Raw genomic sequence first — 18,389 nt, forward strand, 5'->3', positions numbered from 1 at the left:
ATCAACACGACCTAACACCTGGCCCAACCCCCCCCAAGGAAAAAAAAAAAACAACTCGGAGGCGATCAGGCGGTAGGTCTGCCGGGCCGCGTCGTCGTCGCCCACGTCGTAGCCGTGGTCGCGGCCGGCGACCTCGTGCAGGGCCGCGAGCGCGCCGGCCCCGTCGAGCCGGCGGGCGTAGCGGCGCCCCTCCTCGCGCAGGATGTCGTGCTCGGCGACGATGACGAGGGCGGGCGCGATACCGGTGAGGTCCGCGGTGTCCCGCGGCCCCGCCGGGGAGGCCAGCCGGTGGCCCCGCTCCGCCGGGTCGGGCAGGTAGGAGGAGTTGAAGACCTCGCCCATCCAGGGCCGCAGCAGGGGCCGGTCGACGACCGAGGGCTTGTCCCCCGCCGCCACGGTCATGTCCAGCGGCGGGTAGTGCAGCACCTGCAACCCGACCAGGGACTCGCCGGCCTCCAGGTCCAGCCGCGCCGCCGCCGCGGCCAGGGCGCCTCCCGCGCTCTGCCCGCCGACCACCAGGCGCGACCCGTCCCAGCCGTGCTCGCCGCCGTGGGCCGCCGCCCACCGCACGATCTCGTGCGCCTGGCGGGCCGGGGCCGGGAACGGGTGCTGTGGCGCGACCGCGTAGCCGACGTTGAGCACGACCGCCCCGGCCTCGGCCGCCAGCGCGCGGCACAGCGGATCGTCCATCTCCGTCCACCCCAGCACGAAGCCCCCGCCGTGCAGGTTGACGTACACCGCCGGGGGCCGGGGAGCGGGTCCGGGGCGGTGGACGGTGACGCGCGCCGGACCGTAGGAGGTGGGGACGGTGAGCGCCTCGGTCCTTCGGGGGTACTCGGGAAGCCTCGCGTGCGCGCGGCGGGTCGCGGGTCCCGCCGCGAGCGCCATGCCCGCCTGCATCGACCGGGCCACCAGGCGCGCGAACGGGGGGCGGCTCAGGATCGTCATGGCGCGCCACGCTACCAGCGCGGCCGCGGTCCGGTGGGCCGATCGGCCCACCGGCGGGCTCCCCTGCGGCGCCGGCCCTCCGGGAGGACCGGGGCGTCAGCGCGGTGACGTGCCCCGGCGGACGGGCCCGGGAGGCCTCGCCCCTTCCGGGCGGGGCCCGCCGCCGGGCGGCTCACCGCAGGTAGAGGAACGCGGTGAGGGCCAGGCCGGCGACGGCGACCGCCCACGTGTAGGGGAGCGTGGAGAGCATGGAGCGCTCGGGGCGGACCCCGGCGTACTGCGAGGCCCACACCGTCTGGGTGCTGGTGGGGTCCGAGACGCCCAGGACCTGGCCGTAGGAGGCCATCATGCCCAGCACCGCCGGGGCGGGGTAGATGCCGCCGGAGATGAGCACCCCGGCCACCCCCGCGCCGAGGCCGAAGATGTTCATCGGACCGCGGTAGAGGGCCAGCGGCACCAGTGCGGCGAAGACCAGGACGAACAGCCACGGGCTGCCCGGACTGATCGCGGTGACCACGGGGCTGAGCGCCTGGACCGCGCCGGGCAGGTTCACCGCGGCGAGGAGCATCCCGATCGCGATGAACAGGACGATGGGCGGGGCCGCCACGTCGAACGCCTGGTAGAGGGTGCGCAGCGCGGTGCTCGTCATGTCCCGCCAGGGCACGGCGGTGAGCAGCGCGTAGACGACGCCCGCGATCAGCGAGGGCACGATGGGGATCTCCAGCCCCAGCGCCAGCACGATCGGGACCAGGGGTGTGACCAGCGCGTACCAGGGGGCGTCCCCGCGGCGGCGGCGCCGCTCGGCGGCGCGTGCGCGCCGGCCGGCGGGGCGGCCGGGGCCCCCGCCCCCGGCGGGCGCGGGGACGCGCACCGCCCACGTGTGCCGCGCCCCCTTGCGGCGCATCTCCACGAGGATGTAGGCGAGGCCGCCGACCAGGGCGATCGGGAACATGCGCAGCTGGAAGTGCTGCACCGTGGAGACCGGGACGCCGATGGCGTCGGACAGGAACTGCCAGTTGATCAGCTCCAGGGGGAGCCCGGCGGCGATGCCCACCAGGACGGTGCCCGCCGCGACGGTGGGCGTGACCCCGACCGCGATCATCGCCGGGATGCCGACGACGCCCGCGAGCATCGCCGCCGGGGCCGAACCCGTGATGGCCCCGCACAGGATCGCGACCAGGAACACGCCGACCGCGACCACGGAGGGGCGCTCGCCGCCGAACTCCACGATCTTGCGGACGAGCGTCGAGGCGATCCCCGCCTCCGACATCAGCGTGCCCAGCCAGCAGCCCAGCAGGATGGCGACCATGGTCGCCGCCAGGCGCGGAGCCCCCTCCTGGACGACCGTGCCGACGACGCTGCCCTCCTCCCCGGTGAGGGGCGCCCCCGCGATCAGAGCGACGGCGACGGACAGCAGGACGAGGGCGAAGGCGGTGGGGAGGCGGCGCGTCAGCATCAGGCCGACGCCCACGGCCATGGCGAGAAGGATTCCCAGGGCGGTCACGGGCGGTCTCCGGAGGTGGTTCTCGGGCCCGGACCGTGCTGGTCCGGGCCCCGGTGGGCGAGGGTGGCGGCGATGGCCGCGGTGAGCGCGAGCGGGCTCCGGCGGAGCGCCCCGCGCCGTCCGGCGTAGGCGTGGGCGGCGATCTCGTCCGCGCCGGCGACGTGCCCCCGCACCCGCAGGGGCCCCAGCCTCAGCGCCGTGTGGCCGAGTCTGCGGCGCAGCTCCCGGCCGTGGCCGCGGTGCAGCATGCGGTGGGCCTCCTCGTGGGCGAGCGCCGCCCCGCGCAGCGCGGCGCGCGGGTAGTCCCGGCCCCAGCCCGCCGCCTCCGCCACCCCGCGGGCGTAGTCCAGGGCGTCGGCGTAGACGATCACCCGGTCCCCCGCGGCCCGGTGGAGGTACTCGGCGAGCAGGACCTCGCCGGGGCGCAGGCCCCCGGTGGCCCTGTCGGTCACCTCGGCCCCCGCTCCCCCGGGCCCGGCGGGCCCCGCGCGGGCGGTGTCGGCCAGCTCGCGCCCGAAGGCCAGGGCGGTGCGCGCCCAGTCGCGCAGCTGCCCGGGGTCGCGGCCCTCGTGCGTGGGGGTCAGGGCCAGGAGTTCGGCGGCCAGGTCCTCGTCGGAGGCCGCCGAGATGCGGCCGTAGTCGGCCCCGGGGCGCGGCGGCGCGGTCATCGGCGTGTCTCCATCAGGGCGATCACCGTCTCGTCGGGACCGCGGCGGCCGATCTCGGTGGCCGCGAGCGCCAGGAGGTGGCCGGGGTCCATGACCCCCGACAGGTCGGCGAGCTTGGGGCCCAGCAGGAGCCACACCGCGGGCGGGACCGCCCCTCCGTCGCCGTAGGCGGTGCGCTCCGCCACCAGGTCCCTGAGCCTTCCCTCCGCCTCCGCGGCGGTCAGGGTGTCCACCCGGGCGTCGGCGCTGTGCAGGCGCACGACGCCCTCGGCGTCCACGACGCGCACGTGGGCGCGCTCCCGGGCGAAGCGGCCGAACGGCCCCCCGGGGCGGCGGAGCAGGCCGAAGACCCGGTACCAGCCGTTGGAGGCGTACTCGGTGACGGCCCCCGGGTCCGCGCCGAGGCTGGCGGCGGCCGCGGCGCGGGCCGCGCCGGCGTCCGTGACGGCGGTGCGGTCCTTGGTGCGCAGCTCGGTGGCGCCCGTGGCGACGGCGGTGACGAGGTTGCGCTGCGGGTCGACGGTGACGTCCACCTCCACCCCGGAGGGGTCGGCGCCCTGCGCGAGCACCGCCTGCTCGGCCTCGGAGCGTACGGCGAGCACGTCGGAGTGGGTGGCGCCGGGGATGATGCGCTCGACGGACTCGCGGACCAGTGCGAGGGCCACTCCGAGGGGGCTGATGACCTCGCTGTGGGCGGCGATGCGGGACCGCATGCCCGTGCGCTCGCCCAGGTAGGGGGTGACGGTGGCGGCGCCGCCTCCCCCGCCGACGAGGTCGCACACATCGCGGTCGAGACCGTAGTCGCGCACGAGGGCCTCCACGACGGCGCTGACGCGCTCGGTGGCCCGGTGCAGGACGGCGCGCGCGGCCTCGTCCACGTCGACCCCGAGGGCGCGTGCCAGCGGGGCCAGGGCGGCCCGTGCGGCGCGGGCGTCGGAGCGGGCGTAGTCGCCCTCGGGCACCAGCCCGGCGGCGTTGGCCGCGCAGGTGACCGTGAGGGCGAAGCGCCGTCCGCCGGTGTCCAGGACGGCGTAGTCGGCGGGGTCGGAGGCCAGCGGGCTGACCCGGACCAGCCGGGCCCCCTCCAGTTCGGCCGGGTCGGCGAAGCAGGCGTAGGGCAGGCCCGCGATGTGGGCGCTGCGGGGGCCCACGTCCGTCAGGGCGGCCCCGCCGGGGCCGTCGCCTCCGGACAGGCGCACGAGGGAGCCGCCGCCCACCCCGACGGTGCGCACGTCCAGGGCCGACAGGTAGGTCTCCTTGCCCCCCAGCTCGGCGTGCCTGATCTGCACGCGCCCGCGCCGGATCACGCTGACGTCGGTGGAGGTGCCTCCCGTCTCCAGGAAGACGCCCTCGCTCACCTTCTCCCCCATGAGGGCTCCCGCGACCCCGGCCGCGGGTCCGGAGAGCACCGTCAGGAGGGGTCGGCTGCGCATCTCGGCCAGGGACATGACCCCGCCGTCGCAGCGCATCACCATCAGCGGCGCGCTCACCCCGGCCTTGAGGATGCTGCTCTCGACGAGGTCGGCGGTCCTGAGCATGCGGGGCATCACCCCGGCGTTGAGCGCGGCGGTGCGGGCCCGCTTGCCCAGGCCGTAGAGCTGGGTGATCTCGTGGGTGGCGGTGACGGGGACGCCCCGCAGCTCGGCCGCCGCCCGGACGGCGGCCTCGCCCCTGGGGTCGTCCACGCTGAAGGGTTCGACCGCGACCACGACCTCGGCGCCCTCGGCGAGCACCCGGTCCACGCCGGCGAGCGCGGCCGCGGCGTCCTCGGGGTCCCGGAGCGCGGTGTAGCGGACGGGGAGCCGGTGCCCGGAGTCGAGTCTGAGCTTGCCCAGGGAGCGCAGGCGCCCGGTGGCGAAGGCGTCGTAGCCGGTGCCGATCCCCACGATGCCGATGGTGGCGACGTCGCCCTCCAGGAGGGCGTTGGTGGCCTGGGTGGTGCCGTGCGCGAGGAAGCCGACGTCGTCGGCGCCGACGCCGATGTCGTCGAGCAGGCGCTCCAGCGCGGTCATGATGCCGTGGGCGACGCCGTCGGCGTGGTCGTGGCTGGTCGGCACCTTGACCTGGCCGAGGAGGGCGAACGTGGTGGCGCTGACGGCCACGGCGTCGGTGAAGGTGCCCCCGACGTCGATGCCGACGCGTACGGGGCCGCGGGTGGGAGGTGGGGTCGGGTCGATCATCGTCGCCCCTTCGGGGAGTGCGTGGGGAGTGGGAGGTACGGGGCGCCGCCGGCCGGGCGGGGTGCGGTCGGCGGCGCCGAGGGGTGTCAGTAGCCGCGGACGTCGGGCCAGTGGCGTTCGACGCCGGTGCGGTCCAGGAGGGCGGTGAAGGCCTCCAGGAGGTCGGCCTTGTCGCGGACGGCGTGCGGTGTGGTGCCCTGCTCCAGGGCGAAGGCGGCGAGCCGTCCGGCCGCCTCGCCGATGTTCCACTCGACGGGGTGCAGCCGGAAGCAGCCGTTGGTGATGTGGGTGGTGCCGATGTTCTTCGCGGCGGGGAGCAGGTTGGTCTCCCGGGCGGGCAGGAGCGCGCCCAGGGGGATCTCGAACGGGACGCTGGCGATGTCGACGTAGGTGTCGCCGCCGGTGGAGGGGTGCAGGTCGATGCGGTAGCTGCCGATGCCCACGGAGTCGTGGCGCCGGACGATGCCGTGCGGTCCCACGAGGTCGAGGGACACGTCGTGCTCGGTGACGGTGGTGACCGCCCTGATGCGGCGGGACTCGCGGACGTAGGCGGCCTTGGCCAGCCCGCCCTCCGCGCCGGTGACGTCGGGGCGCGGTCGCAGTCCCGGGAACCCGGTTCCGCCGTCGGGCCGCGGCGCCTCGGTCTGGAGCCAGTACAGGACCGACAGGGACAGCTGGCGGGCCTCCTCGTGGGCCTCGCGGACGGTCGCGGCGTCCACGACGCCCTCGATCTCCAGGGCGGGCTTGAGCCAGTAGTCGTTGAGCGGCCAGTTGACCAGGGTGATGTCGGAGTCGAACGCGCCGGGGCGGTGCATGCCGCGCGCCAGGATGCGGCGGAAGCCCCACAGCTCCTTGTCCCCGGCGTCGGCGCTCTGGTCGGCGGCCACGGCGAGGGGGTCCACGTCGGGGTTGGGGACGAACGTGCGCCGGGAGGGCTCCAGGGTGCGCGGGTCGGGCGCGGCGAAGCCCAGCAGGGGGCCCGGCCAGAAGTCGGGCCGGTAGGAGCGCCAGAAGTCGTACATGCGCGGGCGCTCGATCGTGTGGTCCTCGCCCTCGTGGTGGGAGACGGCGAAGCAGTACGTGATGCCCTGGAGGTTGGCGGGGTCGGCGGTCTCGGGTGCGTGCGGCTCGCCGTGCTCCGACCTGGCCTCCGCGCCGGTGACGTGGTCGATCCCCGCCATCGGCAGGAGGTCGCCGTTCTCCGTGGCGTCGAGGACGTAGTTGGCGGCGACGGTGTGCCTCCGGCCCCGCGCGTCCTCCAGGACGACGGAGTCCACCCGGTACCCGTCCGTGCGCGCCTCCACGGGACGGTGCCGTTCGAGCACGGTGACGCGCCCGGCGGCACGGTGGGGGGCGAGCATCTCCTCCAGGACGGCCAGGGCGACCCGGGGCTCGTGGCAGAGCTTGCTGACCCGGCCGGCGCCGGGGTTGAGGGTGCGGGAGGCGGCGGCCTCCGCGCGCAGCGGGTAGGCCCGGCGGTAGTGGTCGCGGATGCCCTCGCGCAGGCGGCGGTAGGAGGCGGTGGCGCCGAACTGCTCGATCCAGGGGTTCTCGTCGGGCGGGACGGCCTGCGAGGTGAGCTGTCCGCCGATCCAGTCGGTCTCCTCGGTGAGGACGACGCGGCGGCCGGAGTCGGCGGCGGCCAGCGCGGCGGCCACGCCGCCCAGTCCCCCGCCCACGACGAGGATCTCTGTACGGGTCTCGGTCATCGTGTGCCTAATTCGTTCGTAAGCGGTTCCAGACAGCTCTGCTGAAGGACTGCTGGACTGGTCCAGGACGGATCTGTTTCGTGGTGGCCGCGTGGGCACCGGGCCGACCCCTGTCGGTTCCCGGCCCGGCGAGGCCACCTGAGATGTCTCTCAGGTGTGCTTCTTCGGCGGGCGGGGGGCGGCGATCGTGCCGCCCTCCACCGGTTCGCAGGGCAGCAGGCGCCGGGTGGCTGCCCCGGGGGAGCCCGCGATCAGCTCCAGCAGCAGGCGGACGGCGTCGCGGCCCATCTCGCGCATGGGGACGTCGAACCCGCTGAACGCGGCGCCCCCGCCCGGGGCGCGGCCCCGGGTACCGGTGGCCGCGCCGAGCACCGCCAGGGACAGGTCTCCGGGGCAGTCCAGGCCCGCCCGGCCCACGGCCGCCCCGAGCCCCGCCAGGGCGGCCCCGGTGTCGGTCTGCTCGACGACGACGGCGGTGACGCCCTCGGCCAGCCAGCCGCCCAGCAGGGCGTCCGCGTCGGCGCCGTCGGTCGGCGCGACCAGGCCCCGGGTGTCCAGGCCGGCTTCGCGGGCGCCCTTCAGGACACCCTCCTCCCGGTCGGCCGAGGCCGGCGCCTGGTCGTGTTCGCGCAGGTAGCGGATCTTGCGGTGGCCCGCCGCGACGAGTCGCGCCACGACCTGCGCCGACGCCGGGACGTAGTCGGCGCCGACGTAGGGGACGCCGGGCTCGTCCCGGCGGCCGATGTAGACGAAGGGGAATCCGTCCTCGACCAGGCGCCGGATGGGCTCCTCCGGCACGTGGCGCCCGAAGAACAGGCAGCCGTCGGCGACGCGGACGCGCCGTACCGCGGCCGGGTCCTGCGCCCGCGCAGCGGCGCGGGCGGAGCCGGTGAACAGGATGAGGTCCTGCCCCTGGGCGGCCGCCTCCTCCTCCACCCCGGCCAGGACCGGGTAGTAGGAGTGGGCGACGTCGGTGGGGAACGTGGTGCTGAAGGTGTACAGGCCGAGCATCGCGTTGCGCGCGGAGGCGAGCCGCGTGGCCACGGGGTCGGGCACGTAGCCGAGTTCCTCCGCGGCGTCGAGGACCCTCTGCCGGGTCTCCCTGGCGAGCGCCATGCCCGAGGGCGTCCCCCGCAGGATGAGGGAGACGGCGGCCTGGGAGACGCCCGCGACCCGCGCGATGTCGGACTGGCGGGGCCTGCGGCGCCCGGCGGCCCTCTCCCGGCTTGCGTCGGTCACCTGTTCCTCCTCTGATACGGCGTCCTAATGCGCATTAGTCCATGACTGTGAGCCGCGCCACGCGGTATGTCAAGAGGTGTCGGCCGGATTTCCGACCGATGGCCATGGAGTTTCACTAATACGTATTAGGTCCTTGACTGACGCATCGTCCCTGGCAGAGACTCTGGACCTCGGAGCCCCCCCGACACGCTCCGGAAGGGAACCGTCATGTCCGACGCACACTCCCCCGACACCCCGGCCCCGGGCGTGGGCCGCAGGACCGCGCTCCTGGGCGCCGGGGCCGCCGCGGCCGGGGCCCTCCTCGCCCCCGGCCTCCTCGGGCCGGCGCCCGCGGGCGCCGCCCGCACCGCCCCGGTCCTGCCCCGGTACACGTTCCTGCGCGAGGCCCTGGACACCTCGTCGCTGGCCTACAACCCGACGGGGGAGCTGATCTTCCCGTGCCTGCGCGGCACCGCCGGGAGACTCTCCGGCGCCCCCGGCCGCTTCCTGCTCTACTACGCCCCCCACGACGCGCCCGGCGGCATCTGCCTGGCGTACGCCGACAGCCCGGAGGGCCCCTTCACCGAGCACCCGGGCAACCCGATCGTGTCCCGCACCTGGTCCCCGCACTACTCGGTCAGCCACGTCTCCTCGCCGCACGTGATGTGGAACGCCGAGCACCGGGAGATGTGGCTGTACTTCCACGGCGAGAACACCACCACGCGCCTGGCGCGCTCGCGGAACGGGATCGACTTCGACTACCAGGGCACCGTCCTGACCACGGCGATGGTGCCGGGCACCACGGAGGCCTCCTACGCCCGGGTCTTCGAGCACCCCCTGCCCGACCGGGGCGCGCGCTACGTGATGGTGTTCATGCGCAACAGCACGGGCGGCAACCGCTCCATCGGGTGGGGGTGGTCGGCCGACGGCATCACCTTCGACTTCGACCCCCGGCCGCTGGTCTCCCACTCCTCCGTGGGGGTGGCGAACCTGTCCGGGCCCCATGTCCTCGAGCGGGGCGGGAGCACCTACGTCGCCTACCACACCGACCGGGGCGACATCCGCCTCACCGAGGTCGGGCGGGACTTCTCCCTGCGCAACCACCTGGGCGTGGTCCACAGCCCCCTGGCGGGGCCGCCGGACTCGGGCCGCAGCGCGGCCCCCTCCTACGGGTCCGACGGGGGCACGCAGTACATGTTCTACGAGGCGGGCCACCGCCTGGGGGCGACCATCGCCATCGCACGGGCCGGGTGAGGCCGCCCGCGGACGCGGGCACGGCCGCCCGGACGGGATCCGGGCGGCCGTGCGGGCCCGCTCCTCCGCGTCCCCGGCACGGTGGGCGCGCGCCCGGTCCGCCCGGGCGGGAGGGGAGAGCCGGGGCCTGGCCTCCGCCGGCCCCGGCGGGGGTCAGGCCCCGGCGACGATCCCGTAGAGCTCGTAGCAGCACAGGACCACGAAGAGCGAGCCCGCCAGGGCCAGCCCGGTGTTGCTGATCCAGCCGTTGCGCCATTCGCGGGGGGTGCGGGAGGAGTTGAGCAGCCACATCAGGGTGAACGCCAGGAACGGCATGAAGAACGCGCCCAGCACGCCGTAGGCGATGATCAGCTGGAAGGGCCTGCCCACCAGCAGCAGGAGCATGGGCGGGAAGGTCAGCCACAGCATGTAGCCGCGGAAGGCCCAGCTCTTCTCGTTCTCCACGGGATCGGTGTCGGCCCGCCCCCGCACGTGGTTGACGAAGTCCGCGAAGAGCAGGCTCACGCCGTGCCACACGCCGATGATGGAGGAGTAGGCGGCGGAGAAGAAGCCGACGAGGAACACGGTCGCCACGAACCCGCCGAACCGCTCGCGCAGGATGTCGCCCAGCTGGAGGAGCCCCTGGTCGCCCTCCTCCAGCGCGATGCCGCTGGCGTACAGGAGTTCGGCGCCCACGACGAGCATCGCGACGACGAAGACGCCGGTCGTGACGTAGGCGACGCGGTTGTCCAGCCGCATCATCCTCATCCAGCCGGAGTCGCGCCAGCCCTTCGCGTTCACCCAGTACCCGTAGGCCGCCATGGTGATGGTGCCGCCCACGCCGCCGACGAGGCCCAGGGTGTAGAACACCGACCCCTCCGGGAGCAGGGGGACGAGCCCGCGCAGGGTCTGGCCGATGTCCGGCCCGACGTAGAGGGCCAGGCCCACCACCGTCACGAACATGACGCCGACCAGGACCGTCATGATCTTCTCGAAGACCGCGTACCGGTTGAACCAGACGATCGCCAGCCCCGAGACGCCCGCCAGGACCGCCCACAGCTCCAGCGGGAGCACCGGGAAGAGGGTGGCCAGGGGCAGGGCCGTCGCGGTCATCGCGCTCGCCCCGTAGACGAAGCCCCAGATCACGATGTAGGGGGCGAAGTAGACGGTGGTCCACTTCCCCATGCTGCTCCACCCGTCGAAGATGGTGCGCCCGGTCGCCAGGTGCCAGCGCCCGGTGGCCTCCGCCAGGGAGATCTTCACCAGGCAGCCGACGATCGTCGCCCACAGCAGGGCGTAGCCGAAGCGGTTGCCCGCGATGAGTGTGGCGACCATGTCGCCCGCGCCGACGCCCGTGGCCGCGACGACGATGCCCGGCCCGAGCTGCTTCCAGGTCGCCCTGCGTTGTTCGGTGGCCGCCACCGGCCCCTCCTTCGTGCGGGGACGGAGTCCGCCCGTCCAGTGGCAAGAATGTAGGGGGTGTGACGCACGGTACAAAAGGGGCGACGCTTCCCCCGGGGGTTCCGTGGCGCAATCGATACGCCCGGAGGGCCGCGGGGCGGGGGCGCGCGGCGCGGACGGCCCGCCGGCGGGCCGTCCGCGGCGGCGTCCGGGCCCCGGCCCGCGGGAGGCCCCCGCCCCGGGCCGCGCCCCTACCCCTTGCGGGCCACCCCGCCGTACTCGGCCACCGGTCGGACCTCGCCCACCTCGGTGGGGCCCGGGCGCCACAGGGAGCAGGAGACCACGCCCGGCTCCAGCAGCTCCAGGCCGTCGAAGAGCGCCGCGATGCCCTCGGCCGAGCGGATGGTGATCTTGGGGGTGCCGCGCTCGTTCCACGCGGCCGCCACCTGGTGGGCGCGCTCGTGGTCGATGTCGTCCGTGGGGTGGGACACGACCAGGAAGCTCCCCGGCGCGAGCGCGTCGAGGAGCCGGTCCAGGACCGAGCGGACCTCGCCGTCGTCGGCGACGAAGTTCACCACGCCCAGCAGCATCAGGGCCACGGGCTCCGACAGGTCCAGGGTCGCGGAGGCCGCGCTCAGGATCGCGTCGGGGTCGCGCAGGTCGGCGTCCACGTAGTCGGTCGCCCCCTGGGCCGACCCCGTCAGCAGCGCCCGCGCGTGCGTGAGCACGAGCGGGTCGTTGTCCACGTAGACGACCCGCGCGTCCGCGGCCACGGACTGGGCGACCTCGTGGGTGTTGTTGTGGGTCGGCAGGCCGGTGCCGACGTCCAGGAACTGCCGGATCCCCTCCTCCTTCGCGAGGTGGGTGACCGTGCGGACGAGGAAGGCGCGGTCCGCGACCGCGTTGTCCACGATCTCCGGGAAGAACGAGCGGATCTGCTCGCCCATCTCCCGGTCCACCGGGTAGTTGTCCTTGCCTCCCAGCCAGTAGTTCCAGATACGGGCGTTGTGGGGGACGGAGGTGTCGATCCTGGGGGCGGGACCCTCGGAAGTCACGGGGGGCACGGAAGGCCTCTTTCTGTGCATGTCGCTCGGAAGCGCCCGAAAAGGGGCGCTACGCGGACAAGTAAACGGTCCCGGGGACCGGCGGGCAACTACCGAACCGCCCGAATCCCCCGCCCCACAGGCCTCCCCCACCCCCGACCGCCGAAAAGGAGTCGAACCGCCCGCACTCCGGCGGATAGGTTGCCCACACCCCCCTTCCGCACAGCGACGACCAGGAGCCGCAGGTGAAGCACTCCGCCCCCGAGTACGCACGCATCGCCGAGAAGGGCACCGTCCTGCGCTGCCAGGTGGGATCCGGCGTCCACGGGGTCGCCCTCGACGGACAGAACGACCGCGACGAGATGGGCATCTGCCTCGAACCGCCCGAGTACGTGATCGGACTGCGCGCCTTCGAGCAGTACGTCTTCCGCACCCGGCCCGAGCACTCCCGCTCCGGCCCGGGCGACCTCGACCTGACCGTCTACTCTCTGCGCAAGTGGATGCGCCTGGCCCTGGACGGCAACCCGACCGTCCTGCTGCCCCTGTTCGTCCCCGACGGCGAGATCGTCGCCGTCACGGACACCGGCCGCGAACTGCGCGCCTGCGCCGACCGCGTCCTGTCGCGCCGGGCGGGCCACCGCTTCCTCGGCTACCTGCGCGCCCAGCGCGAACGCATGGAGGGCCTGCGCGGCGGCAAGCACACCAACAGGCCGGAGCTGGTCGACGCCTACGGCTTCGACACCAAGTACGCCTACCACATGGTCCGGCTCGGCATCCAGGGCGTCGAACTCATGGAGACCGGGCGGCTGACCCTGCCGATGCCCGGCCCCGACCGCACCTGGCTGCTGGAGCTGCGCCGCGGCCAACACAGCCGCACCGAGGCCCTCGAGCGCGCCACGGAGCTGGAGGAGCGGCTGGTGTGGCTGTGCGACCACGCCGACCTACCCGAGGAGCCCGACCGCACCTGGGCCGACCGCTGGCTGGTCGACGCCTACCGGAGGTCCTGGGACGCCCGCTGAGGACCCCGCCGCCACTCCCCGCGACCCCGCCGACCAGTACGGGCACCCGCCGGGGAACCGGCGCCGGGTCGAGATAGGGTGAGCCACCGAAGAGGCACGCGGCGCGCCCGGCCCACCGGGCGTCGACCGCGCGGCGGACACCGCGCGCGGTGTCCGGGAACAACAAACGTGAGGAAACACCATGGTCGGAACCATCGCCTTTGTGCTCATGGTCGTGAGCCTGTCGATGATGCTCATCGCCGGCATCATCCCCGCGTTCATCAAGACCCGCTGACCGGCGGCGGGTGCCGCCCCTCGGGCGCACCCGCCCACCCGGCTCCCCGGCCGGCCGCCGCACGGCGGTCACCGGGTCCCGGCCGCCGACACTCCCGTGCCGGACGCCGCACGGCGGTCACCGCCCACCGAGGACAGGGTCCGCACCGGACGCCGCCGCCCGCGGCAGGACCGCTCCCCCGGTCGGCGACGGGGCCCGCCGACCGCGGCGGACTCCCCCGCACCCCTCGCCCTTACCACGCGGACCGGACAACCTCACCCCCCGGGGCATGGCCGCGAACGGCCCGATCCTGGAACCTCGTGGTCATGGCGAGGACAACCGGCCGCGCGCTCCCCTGCGGCGGCCCCACCCTGGACCACGGACGCTGCCGCCGCCGACGCCTGGTCCCGCCCTGCCGGGACCACACCCCCCACGCCCTCTCCCGCCGCAGGGCCGCGCCGCCCTGGCCCGCGCCTCCCACCGTGCTGCGCACGCCCCGCCCCCGAGGCGTCCCCCTCCTGCCGCTGCTGGCCTCCCCCTGGCCCGCCCCCGCCCACTCCGCCGCCGGCGCCGAGCAGGCCCGGCGCTGGCTGACCCCGCGCACCCGCGCCGCCCTGGACTGCTTCGCCTCCCTGGTCCCCGCCGCCCAGTGGAACAGGGTCGCCTCCTCCCGCTCGCGCGCCGACTGCCCCGCCCTCGAAGCCCTCGCCCGCGCCTGCGAGTCCCCGCGCGCCGTCGCGGTCGGCGCCCTGCACCGCGTCGCGGAGCACGGCTTCGCCGACCTGCCCCGCACACACGAGCACCGGATCGCGCGCACCCTGGCCCACGCCAAGGAGAGCCAGGTCAGCACCCGCTCCTTCAACCGGGCCCGCGTCGAGCACCCCGGCCCGCACCTGGAGGACATCGCCCTGTCCCTGCGCCTGCTCGGCGTCCTGGCGTGCCTGTCCCAGGGACGCGCCCCGTGGTGCCCCTGCCTGGACACCCTCCTGCGCCGGGGGCCGCTCCCCGCCCCCTGCGCGGTCTTCTCCCTGGCGACCCGCTTCGCCGGTTCCCACGGCCTCGACCCCACGGCCTGAGCCCGGCCGCGCCCGGCGGCCCCCACCGGTTCGGCCCCCGCCCCGAGCGCACCCCCGGGGCGAGAGCTCCCCGCGGCCCGGGTGCCCGGGAGGGCGCCGACGGGCCCGGCGCCCCGCCCGCGAAAACCCCTTTCCCCCCGGAACCCGGGACGGCTACGGTGAGGCGCGCGACGCAGTACGGCCCGACGCCGTGGCCCCCGGACCACCCGGAAGGGCGCCGGCGGGGCCGTGGCCGCGGCCACGGCACGTAGCTCAGCAGAAGAGCACCCGGCTCGGGACCGGGAGGACGCGGGGGCGGAACCCGCCGTGCCGGCGACCCGGGCCCGACCCCCGAGGGTTGCGGGGACCGGGCGGTCCGGGACACCGGGCCACCACGACGTGTAGCTCAGCAGCAGAGCACCCGGCTCCGGTCCGGGAGGACGCGGGGGCAGGACCCGCCATGTCGGCATGGACGAGAACACCGCACCCGCACAGGCCGACCCCGGTTACGCCATCGGCCGCCTCGCCGAGGCGTTCACGGCCGCGCTCACCCACGAGGACCCCCGTGTCCGCGAGGCCGCCGAGAAGCGCGCCGACGCCTGGCGGCTCGTCGTCGCGGGCATGGCCGACGGCACCCTCGACATCGGCTCCGGCGCCCCGGTCCGCCACCTGCCCCCCTGGGTCACCCTGGAGATCGCCCCCGGCGGCTTCGCCACCGGGAGGGCGGCGGCGGGCGGCCTCCTCCGGCCGCACGAGGAGGCCCTGGCCCGGCGGCACGGCCTGCCCGCCACGCGCTCGGCCCTGTACGCCCACCACCTCACCCAGGACGGCCTGGCCGAGCTGTCCGGCCTGCTGGACAGCGGCGCCTACGAGATCGACGTGCCCGAACAGGCCGCCCTGCTCGGCGTGGCGTGGCTGGTGCGCGCCGGGGACACCGCCGGCGCGCTGCGGCTGCTCGCCGCGGTCGAGCCCTTCGCCGACACCCTGTGCTTCACGCCCCGGCCTGCTCCGTTCCACGAACTGCCCGGCCGCGTGGTCCACCGGGCCTCCGCCGGGGAGGTGCGCGCGGACCTGGACCGGCGCACGCGGCGCAGGTCCCCCGCCGAGAACCGGCCCCTGGTCCAACAGGAGGCCCTGGCGGTGTGGAACCCGTTCGCCGACCGCGTCCTCGCCCACTGGTGGCAGACCCGCGCGGGGGACCGCGTGGACGGCCGCCGCCCCGAGGGCTGGCGGGCCCGGGGCGCGGACCTGCTCGCCGAGTACGCACGGCTGGCGGCGGAGCACACACTGTGCACCAAGCACCGCAGGCCCAAGGAGAACCTGGCGGTCATGCTGACCGCGCTGCGCGAGGCCGTGGAGTCGGACGGGCCCACCGCCCGCAGCCGCGGCCTGCTCCAGCACGCCGTGGACTCCATGGTGCGCAAGCGCGGCCTGCCCGGCTCCCCCGCGCACACCGCCCTGCGCACCGCGCAGGCCGCGCACGCCGCACGGCCCACCCACGACGTGCTCGCCGGACTCGTGTCCGCCCGCCTGGCCGGGCTGCCGCAGAACTCCGGTGTGCCCCGGATCGAGGAGGCGCTCGCCCCCGCCACGCGCGAGGAGGCCGACGGTCTCCGTGTCCCCGTGGGCTGGCCCGTTCCCGGCCCCCTGCGCCGCATCGCCCTGCGGGCCGCCGCCGCTCCCCTGGACGACCTGGTCGCACTCGGGGTGGTCCCCTCCGCCGAGGTGATGGCGGAGCTGGTCCCGGCCCTCACCGCGTCCGCGGAGGCCGCCGCCGCGCCCGACCCCGCGCTCTCCCGGCTGGTCGCCGCCCACCACCGGGCGTTCAGCCGCCGGCGCTCCCTGATGCTGCTGAACCTGGAGAGCCAGGTCCGGGCGGACCGGCTGCCGTGGGTGCGGGCGCTGCGGCCCCACCTCTCCGACACGGGGACCCGCCGGGAGGCCGTCTCGCGGCTGGTCCCCGAGCTCGGCGCGTCGGCACTGACCCATTTCCCCGGCACGGTCCTGCCCAACCCGCTGGTGCGCGAGTTCAACGCCGTGTCCCGGTCCGCGGGGCTGGACCTGCCGTGGCTGGAGGAGCTGGCCGCCGACATCTTCACGGGCGAGTTCGCGCCGAAGTTCCTCCGTGCCGCCAAGGCCGCCGCCTCGCTGGTGGAGGGCACCGCCTACGCCCGCTACTACGGAATCGACTGCGCGGAGGTGCTCGCCCTGGAGGAGGTCCGCCCGCCGGGTCCGCCGACCGGACCTCCCCCTTCGCCCTGCTGTGCGCGGAGCGCGCGGGGCTGCGGAGGTCCGGGGTCGCCTCCAGCGGCACGGTGATCGAACAGGCGCAGATCCTCACGACCCACAACCTCGCCACGCTGGTGGGGGCCGGGGCCGCGTCGGCGGCGGGGTGGGCGGACCTGGCATGGCGCGCCCACGCCCTGGCCGTCGCGGCGGTCGAGCGCCTGCCGCGCGTCGGCACTCCCCGCGGGCACGTCCGGAGCGCGGCGTTCTCCTGGCGCCAGGCGGTGTTCTTCCTGTCCCTGTGCCCGGCCCCGGAGCAGCGCGGGGCGGTGGCGCGGATGGAGGAGTCCCTTCTCGCGCGCCCCCGCCACACCCGTGAGCGGATGGCTCCGGTGGTGGCCGGCCTGCGCCGGGTCGTCGACGGCAGGCCCCTGGTGGAGGGGGGAAGTGACGGTGCCCGGCGCTTCCTGGGCTGGTCGGAACGGCAGCACTGGATGCTGGAGATCGCGCCGCATGCCCTCCTGCCCCGTACCCGCCGGTGGGGATGAGGCTTCGCAGGCGCCCCTCCCGGCCGGTCGGGGCCGCAGGCTGCGGCGTCCTCACGCGGTGACCGGGTGGGAGACGGGAGAGGCCGGTGCGGGGCATCCGTCCACGCTGCCCCGCACCGGCGTGCGCGCGGACACGCAGGGACCAGCCTACGGAATCCGGTGCCTTCTCGGACCCTGTTTGCCATAACTCGTGGGGTGGGCGGACCATCCCCAGTCTCACCTTTACGGTGTAGATTCTCGCTGGGGTCCGGGGCGGCCGACGCCCGCGGCGGGAGCGGACGACGGCCGCGCACAGGGGGTGTCAGGACGGTCGCGCCGTGGCAGTGTGGACGGCGTTCCGGACGCGCCCCGGTGGCGCGCCCGCCCCGTGACCGAAGGAAGCCCCCATGCTCCCCTCCCCCGGCCCCGCCTCCCCGACCGGGCCCGCGTCCCTGCTGGCCGCGGCCCTGTCCGCCCTCCTCGTCCTCCCCGCCCTGCTGGCCCCGGCTGCCCCCGCCTCCGCGGCCCCGACCCCGGCCCCCCTGGTCGAGCACTCCTCCTGGATGGCGGCGCTGCCCGACGGCGCGAGCCTGTCAGCGCTGTCGGTGCCCGGCACGCACGACAGCGGCGCCTGGCGCGGATCCGTGTGGTCCCGCACCCAGGACCTGACCATCGCCCAGCAGCTCGACTCCGGCGTGCGCTTCCTCGACGTGCGCACGCGCCACTACCGCGACGCGTTCCCCATCCACCACGGGGCCGAGTACCTGCACCTCAACTTCACCGACGTGGTCACCGACGTGGGCGCCTTCCTCGAACGGAACCCGGGCGAGACCGTGCTCATGCGGCTCAAGAAGGAGCACACCGAGGAGGAGAACACCCGCAGCTACGAGGAGACGCTGGACCACTACATCGAGCAGAACCCGGACACCCGTGATGTGCTGGCGGAGCACCTGTGGGTTCCGGACGGGGACGGGAACCGGGTGCCCGACCTGGGCGAGGTCCGGGGCCGGATCGTCATCGTGCAGGACTTCGCCGCCTCCCGCGCCTACGGCGTCCACTGGAACGGGCCCGCGCTCAGCGTCCAGGACGACTACCGCGTGCCCACGCTCTTCGACATCCCCGCGAAGTGGGACAGCGCCCGGGCGCACTTCGACGCGGCGGCCGGCGGCCCCGCGGACCTGCTGTACGTCAACCACCTGAGCGGCAGCGGCGCCCCGTGGGCCAATCCGCGCGACGTCGCGTGGGGCGCCCTGGGACAGCGGGGCGTCAACGCCTACGCCGTGGACCACCTGCGCTCCTCGCGGGCGCCCCGGACGGGCGTCGTCGTCATGGACTTCCCCAGCCAGGAGCTGACCGACCTCGTCCTGACCCGCAACCCCTCCTGACGCCGGGGCCCCGGCCGCCC

The 18,389-nt window shown here is 75.3% G+C and carries 14 protein-coding genes and 2 tRNA genes; 8 read left to right on the forward strand and 8 right to left on the reverse strand.

Annotation, left to right across the window (positions count from 1 at the left end):
* The 6 genes from ACWGL3_RS22555 to ACWGL3_RS22580 all read right to left on the reverse strand — a co-directional run.
* On the reverse strand, window positions 1-948 hold a 948-nt coding region (locus ACWGL3_RS22555; RefSeq protein ID WP_452461756.1), incomplete at its 3' end, for an alpha/beta hydrolase fold domain-containing protein.
* 172 nt (window positions 949-1,120) lie between these two features.
* Window positions 1,121-2,452 (reverse strand): transporter, encoded by a 1,332-nt coding sequence (locus tag ACWGL3_RS22560; RefSeq protein WP_267944640.1) that lies wholly within the window; start codon window positions 2,450-2,452, stop codon window positions 1,121-1,123.
* Window positions 2,449-3,120 carry a hypothetical protein gene (locus ACWGL3_RS22565; RefSeq protein WP_352985230.1) on the reverse strand — a complete coding sequence of 224 codons (672 nt, stop codon included), beginning with the start codon at window positions 3,118-3,120 and terminating at the stop codon, window positions 2,449-2,451. The genes ACWGL3_RS22560 and ACWGL3_RS22565 overlap by 4 nt, the downstream gene beginning before the upstream one ends.
* Window positions 3,117-5,300, reverse strand: a complete 2,184-nt coding sequence (locus ACWGL3_RS22570) for a hydantoinase/oxoprolinase family protein (protein ID WP_452461757.1) — start codon at window positions 5,298-5,300, stop codon at window positions 3,117-3,119. Before ACWGL3_RS22570 ends, ACWGL3_RS22565 begins: the two co-directional genes overlap by 4 nt.
* Window positions 5,301-5,386: 86 nt before the next feature.
* On the reverse strand, window positions 5,387-7,009 hold the full coding sequence (locus tag ACWGL3_RS22575; RefSeq protein WP_452461758.1) for an FAD-dependent oxidoreductase: 1,623 nt from the start codon (window positions 7,007-7,009) through the stop codon (window positions 5,387-5,389).
* A gap of 150 nt (window positions 7,010-7,159) precedes the next feature.
* Window positions 7,160-8,248, reverse strand: a complete 1,089-nt coding sequence (locus ACWGL3_RS22580; protein ID WP_267944644.1) for a LacI family DNA-binding transcriptional regulator — start codon at window positions 8,246-8,248, stop codon at window positions 7,160-7,162.
* A 207-nt stretch (window positions 8,249-8,455) separates the two neighbouring features.
* Between ACWGL3_RS22580 and ACWGL3_RS22585 the strand changes: the two genes are divergently transcribed.
* On the forward strand, window positions 8,456-9,481 hold the full coding sequence (locus ACWGL3_RS22585; RefSeq protein ID WP_267944645.1) for a glycoside hydrolase family protein: 1,026 nt from the start codon (window positions 8,456-8,458) through the stop codon (window positions 9,479-9,481).
* A gap of 153 nt (window positions 9,482-9,634) precedes the next feature.
* Here the strand turns inward: ACWGL3_RS22585 and ACWGL3_RS22590 are convergent, their stop codons facing one another.
* Complete coding sequence (locus ACWGL3_RS22590) at window positions 9,635-10,882, reverse strand: Nramp family divalent metal transporter (RefSeq protein WP_452461759.1); 1,248 nt, start codon at window positions 10,880-10,882, stop codon at window positions 9,635-9,637.
* Between the two features lie 230 nt (window positions 10,883-11,112).
* Window positions 11,113-11,946, reverse strand: a complete 834-nt coding sequence (locus tag ACWGL3_RS22595; RefSeq protein ID WP_431061423.1) for an SAM-dependent methyltransferase — start codon at window positions 11,944-11,946, stop codon at window positions 11,113-11,115.
* Between the two features lie 203 nt (window positions 11,947-12,149).
* On the opposite strand from ACWGL3_RS22595, the gene ACWGL3_RS22600 reads away from it, so the two are divergent.
* From ACWGL3_RS22600 to ACWGL3_RS22630, 7 genes are all read left to right on the forward strand, one after another.
* The gene (locus tag ACWGL3_RS22600) at window positions 12,150-12,923 is read left to right on the forward strand and encodes a nucleotidyltransferase domain-containing protein (RefSeq protein ID WP_267944648.1); all 774 of its coding nucleotides are present in this window, start codon (window positions 12,150-12,152) and stop codon (window positions 12,921-12,923) included.
* Window positions 12,924-13,502: 579 nt separating this feature from the next.
* On the forward strand, window positions 13,503-14,252 hold the full coding sequence (locus tag ACWGL3_RS22605; RefSeq protein WP_352985221.1) for a hypothetical protein: 750 nt from the start codon (window positions 13,503-13,505) through the stop codon (window positions 14,250-14,252).
* Between the two features lie 241 nt (window positions 14,253-14,493).
* Window positions 14,494-14,565, forward strand: a tRNA-Pro gene (locus ACWGL3_RS22610).
* Window positions 14,566-14,626: 61 nt separating this feature from the next.
* Window positions 14,627-14,698: transfer RNA gene (locus ACWGL3_RS22615), tRNA-Arg, on the forward strand.
* Window position 14,699: 1 nt separating this feature from the next.
* Window positions 14,700-16,550 (forward strand): transcriptional regulator, encoded by a 1,851-nt coding sequence (locus ACWGL3_RS22620; RefSeq protein WP_452461760.1) that lies wholly within the window; start codon window positions 14,700-14,702, stop codon window positions 16,548-16,550.
* Window positions 16,547-17,005, forward strand: coding sequence for a hypothetical protein (locus tag ACWGL3_RS22625; RefSeq protein ID WP_452461761.1), 459 nt, complete (start codon window positions 16,547-16,549; stop codon window positions 17,003-17,005). Before ACWGL3_RS22620 ends, ACWGL3_RS22625 begins: the two co-directional genes overlap by 4 nt.
* 386 nt (window positions 17,006-17,391) lie before the next feature.
* On the forward strand, window positions 17,392-18,369 hold the full coding sequence (locus ACWGL3_RS22630; RefSeq protein ID WP_452461762.1) for a phosphatidylinositol-specific phospholipase C: 978 nt from the start codon (window positions 17,392-17,394) through the stop codon (window positions 18,367-18,369).
* Window positions 18,370-18,389 lie beyond the last annotated feature (20 nt).

It is taken from the genome of Nocardiopsis sp. NPDC055824, assembly GCF_053616335.1.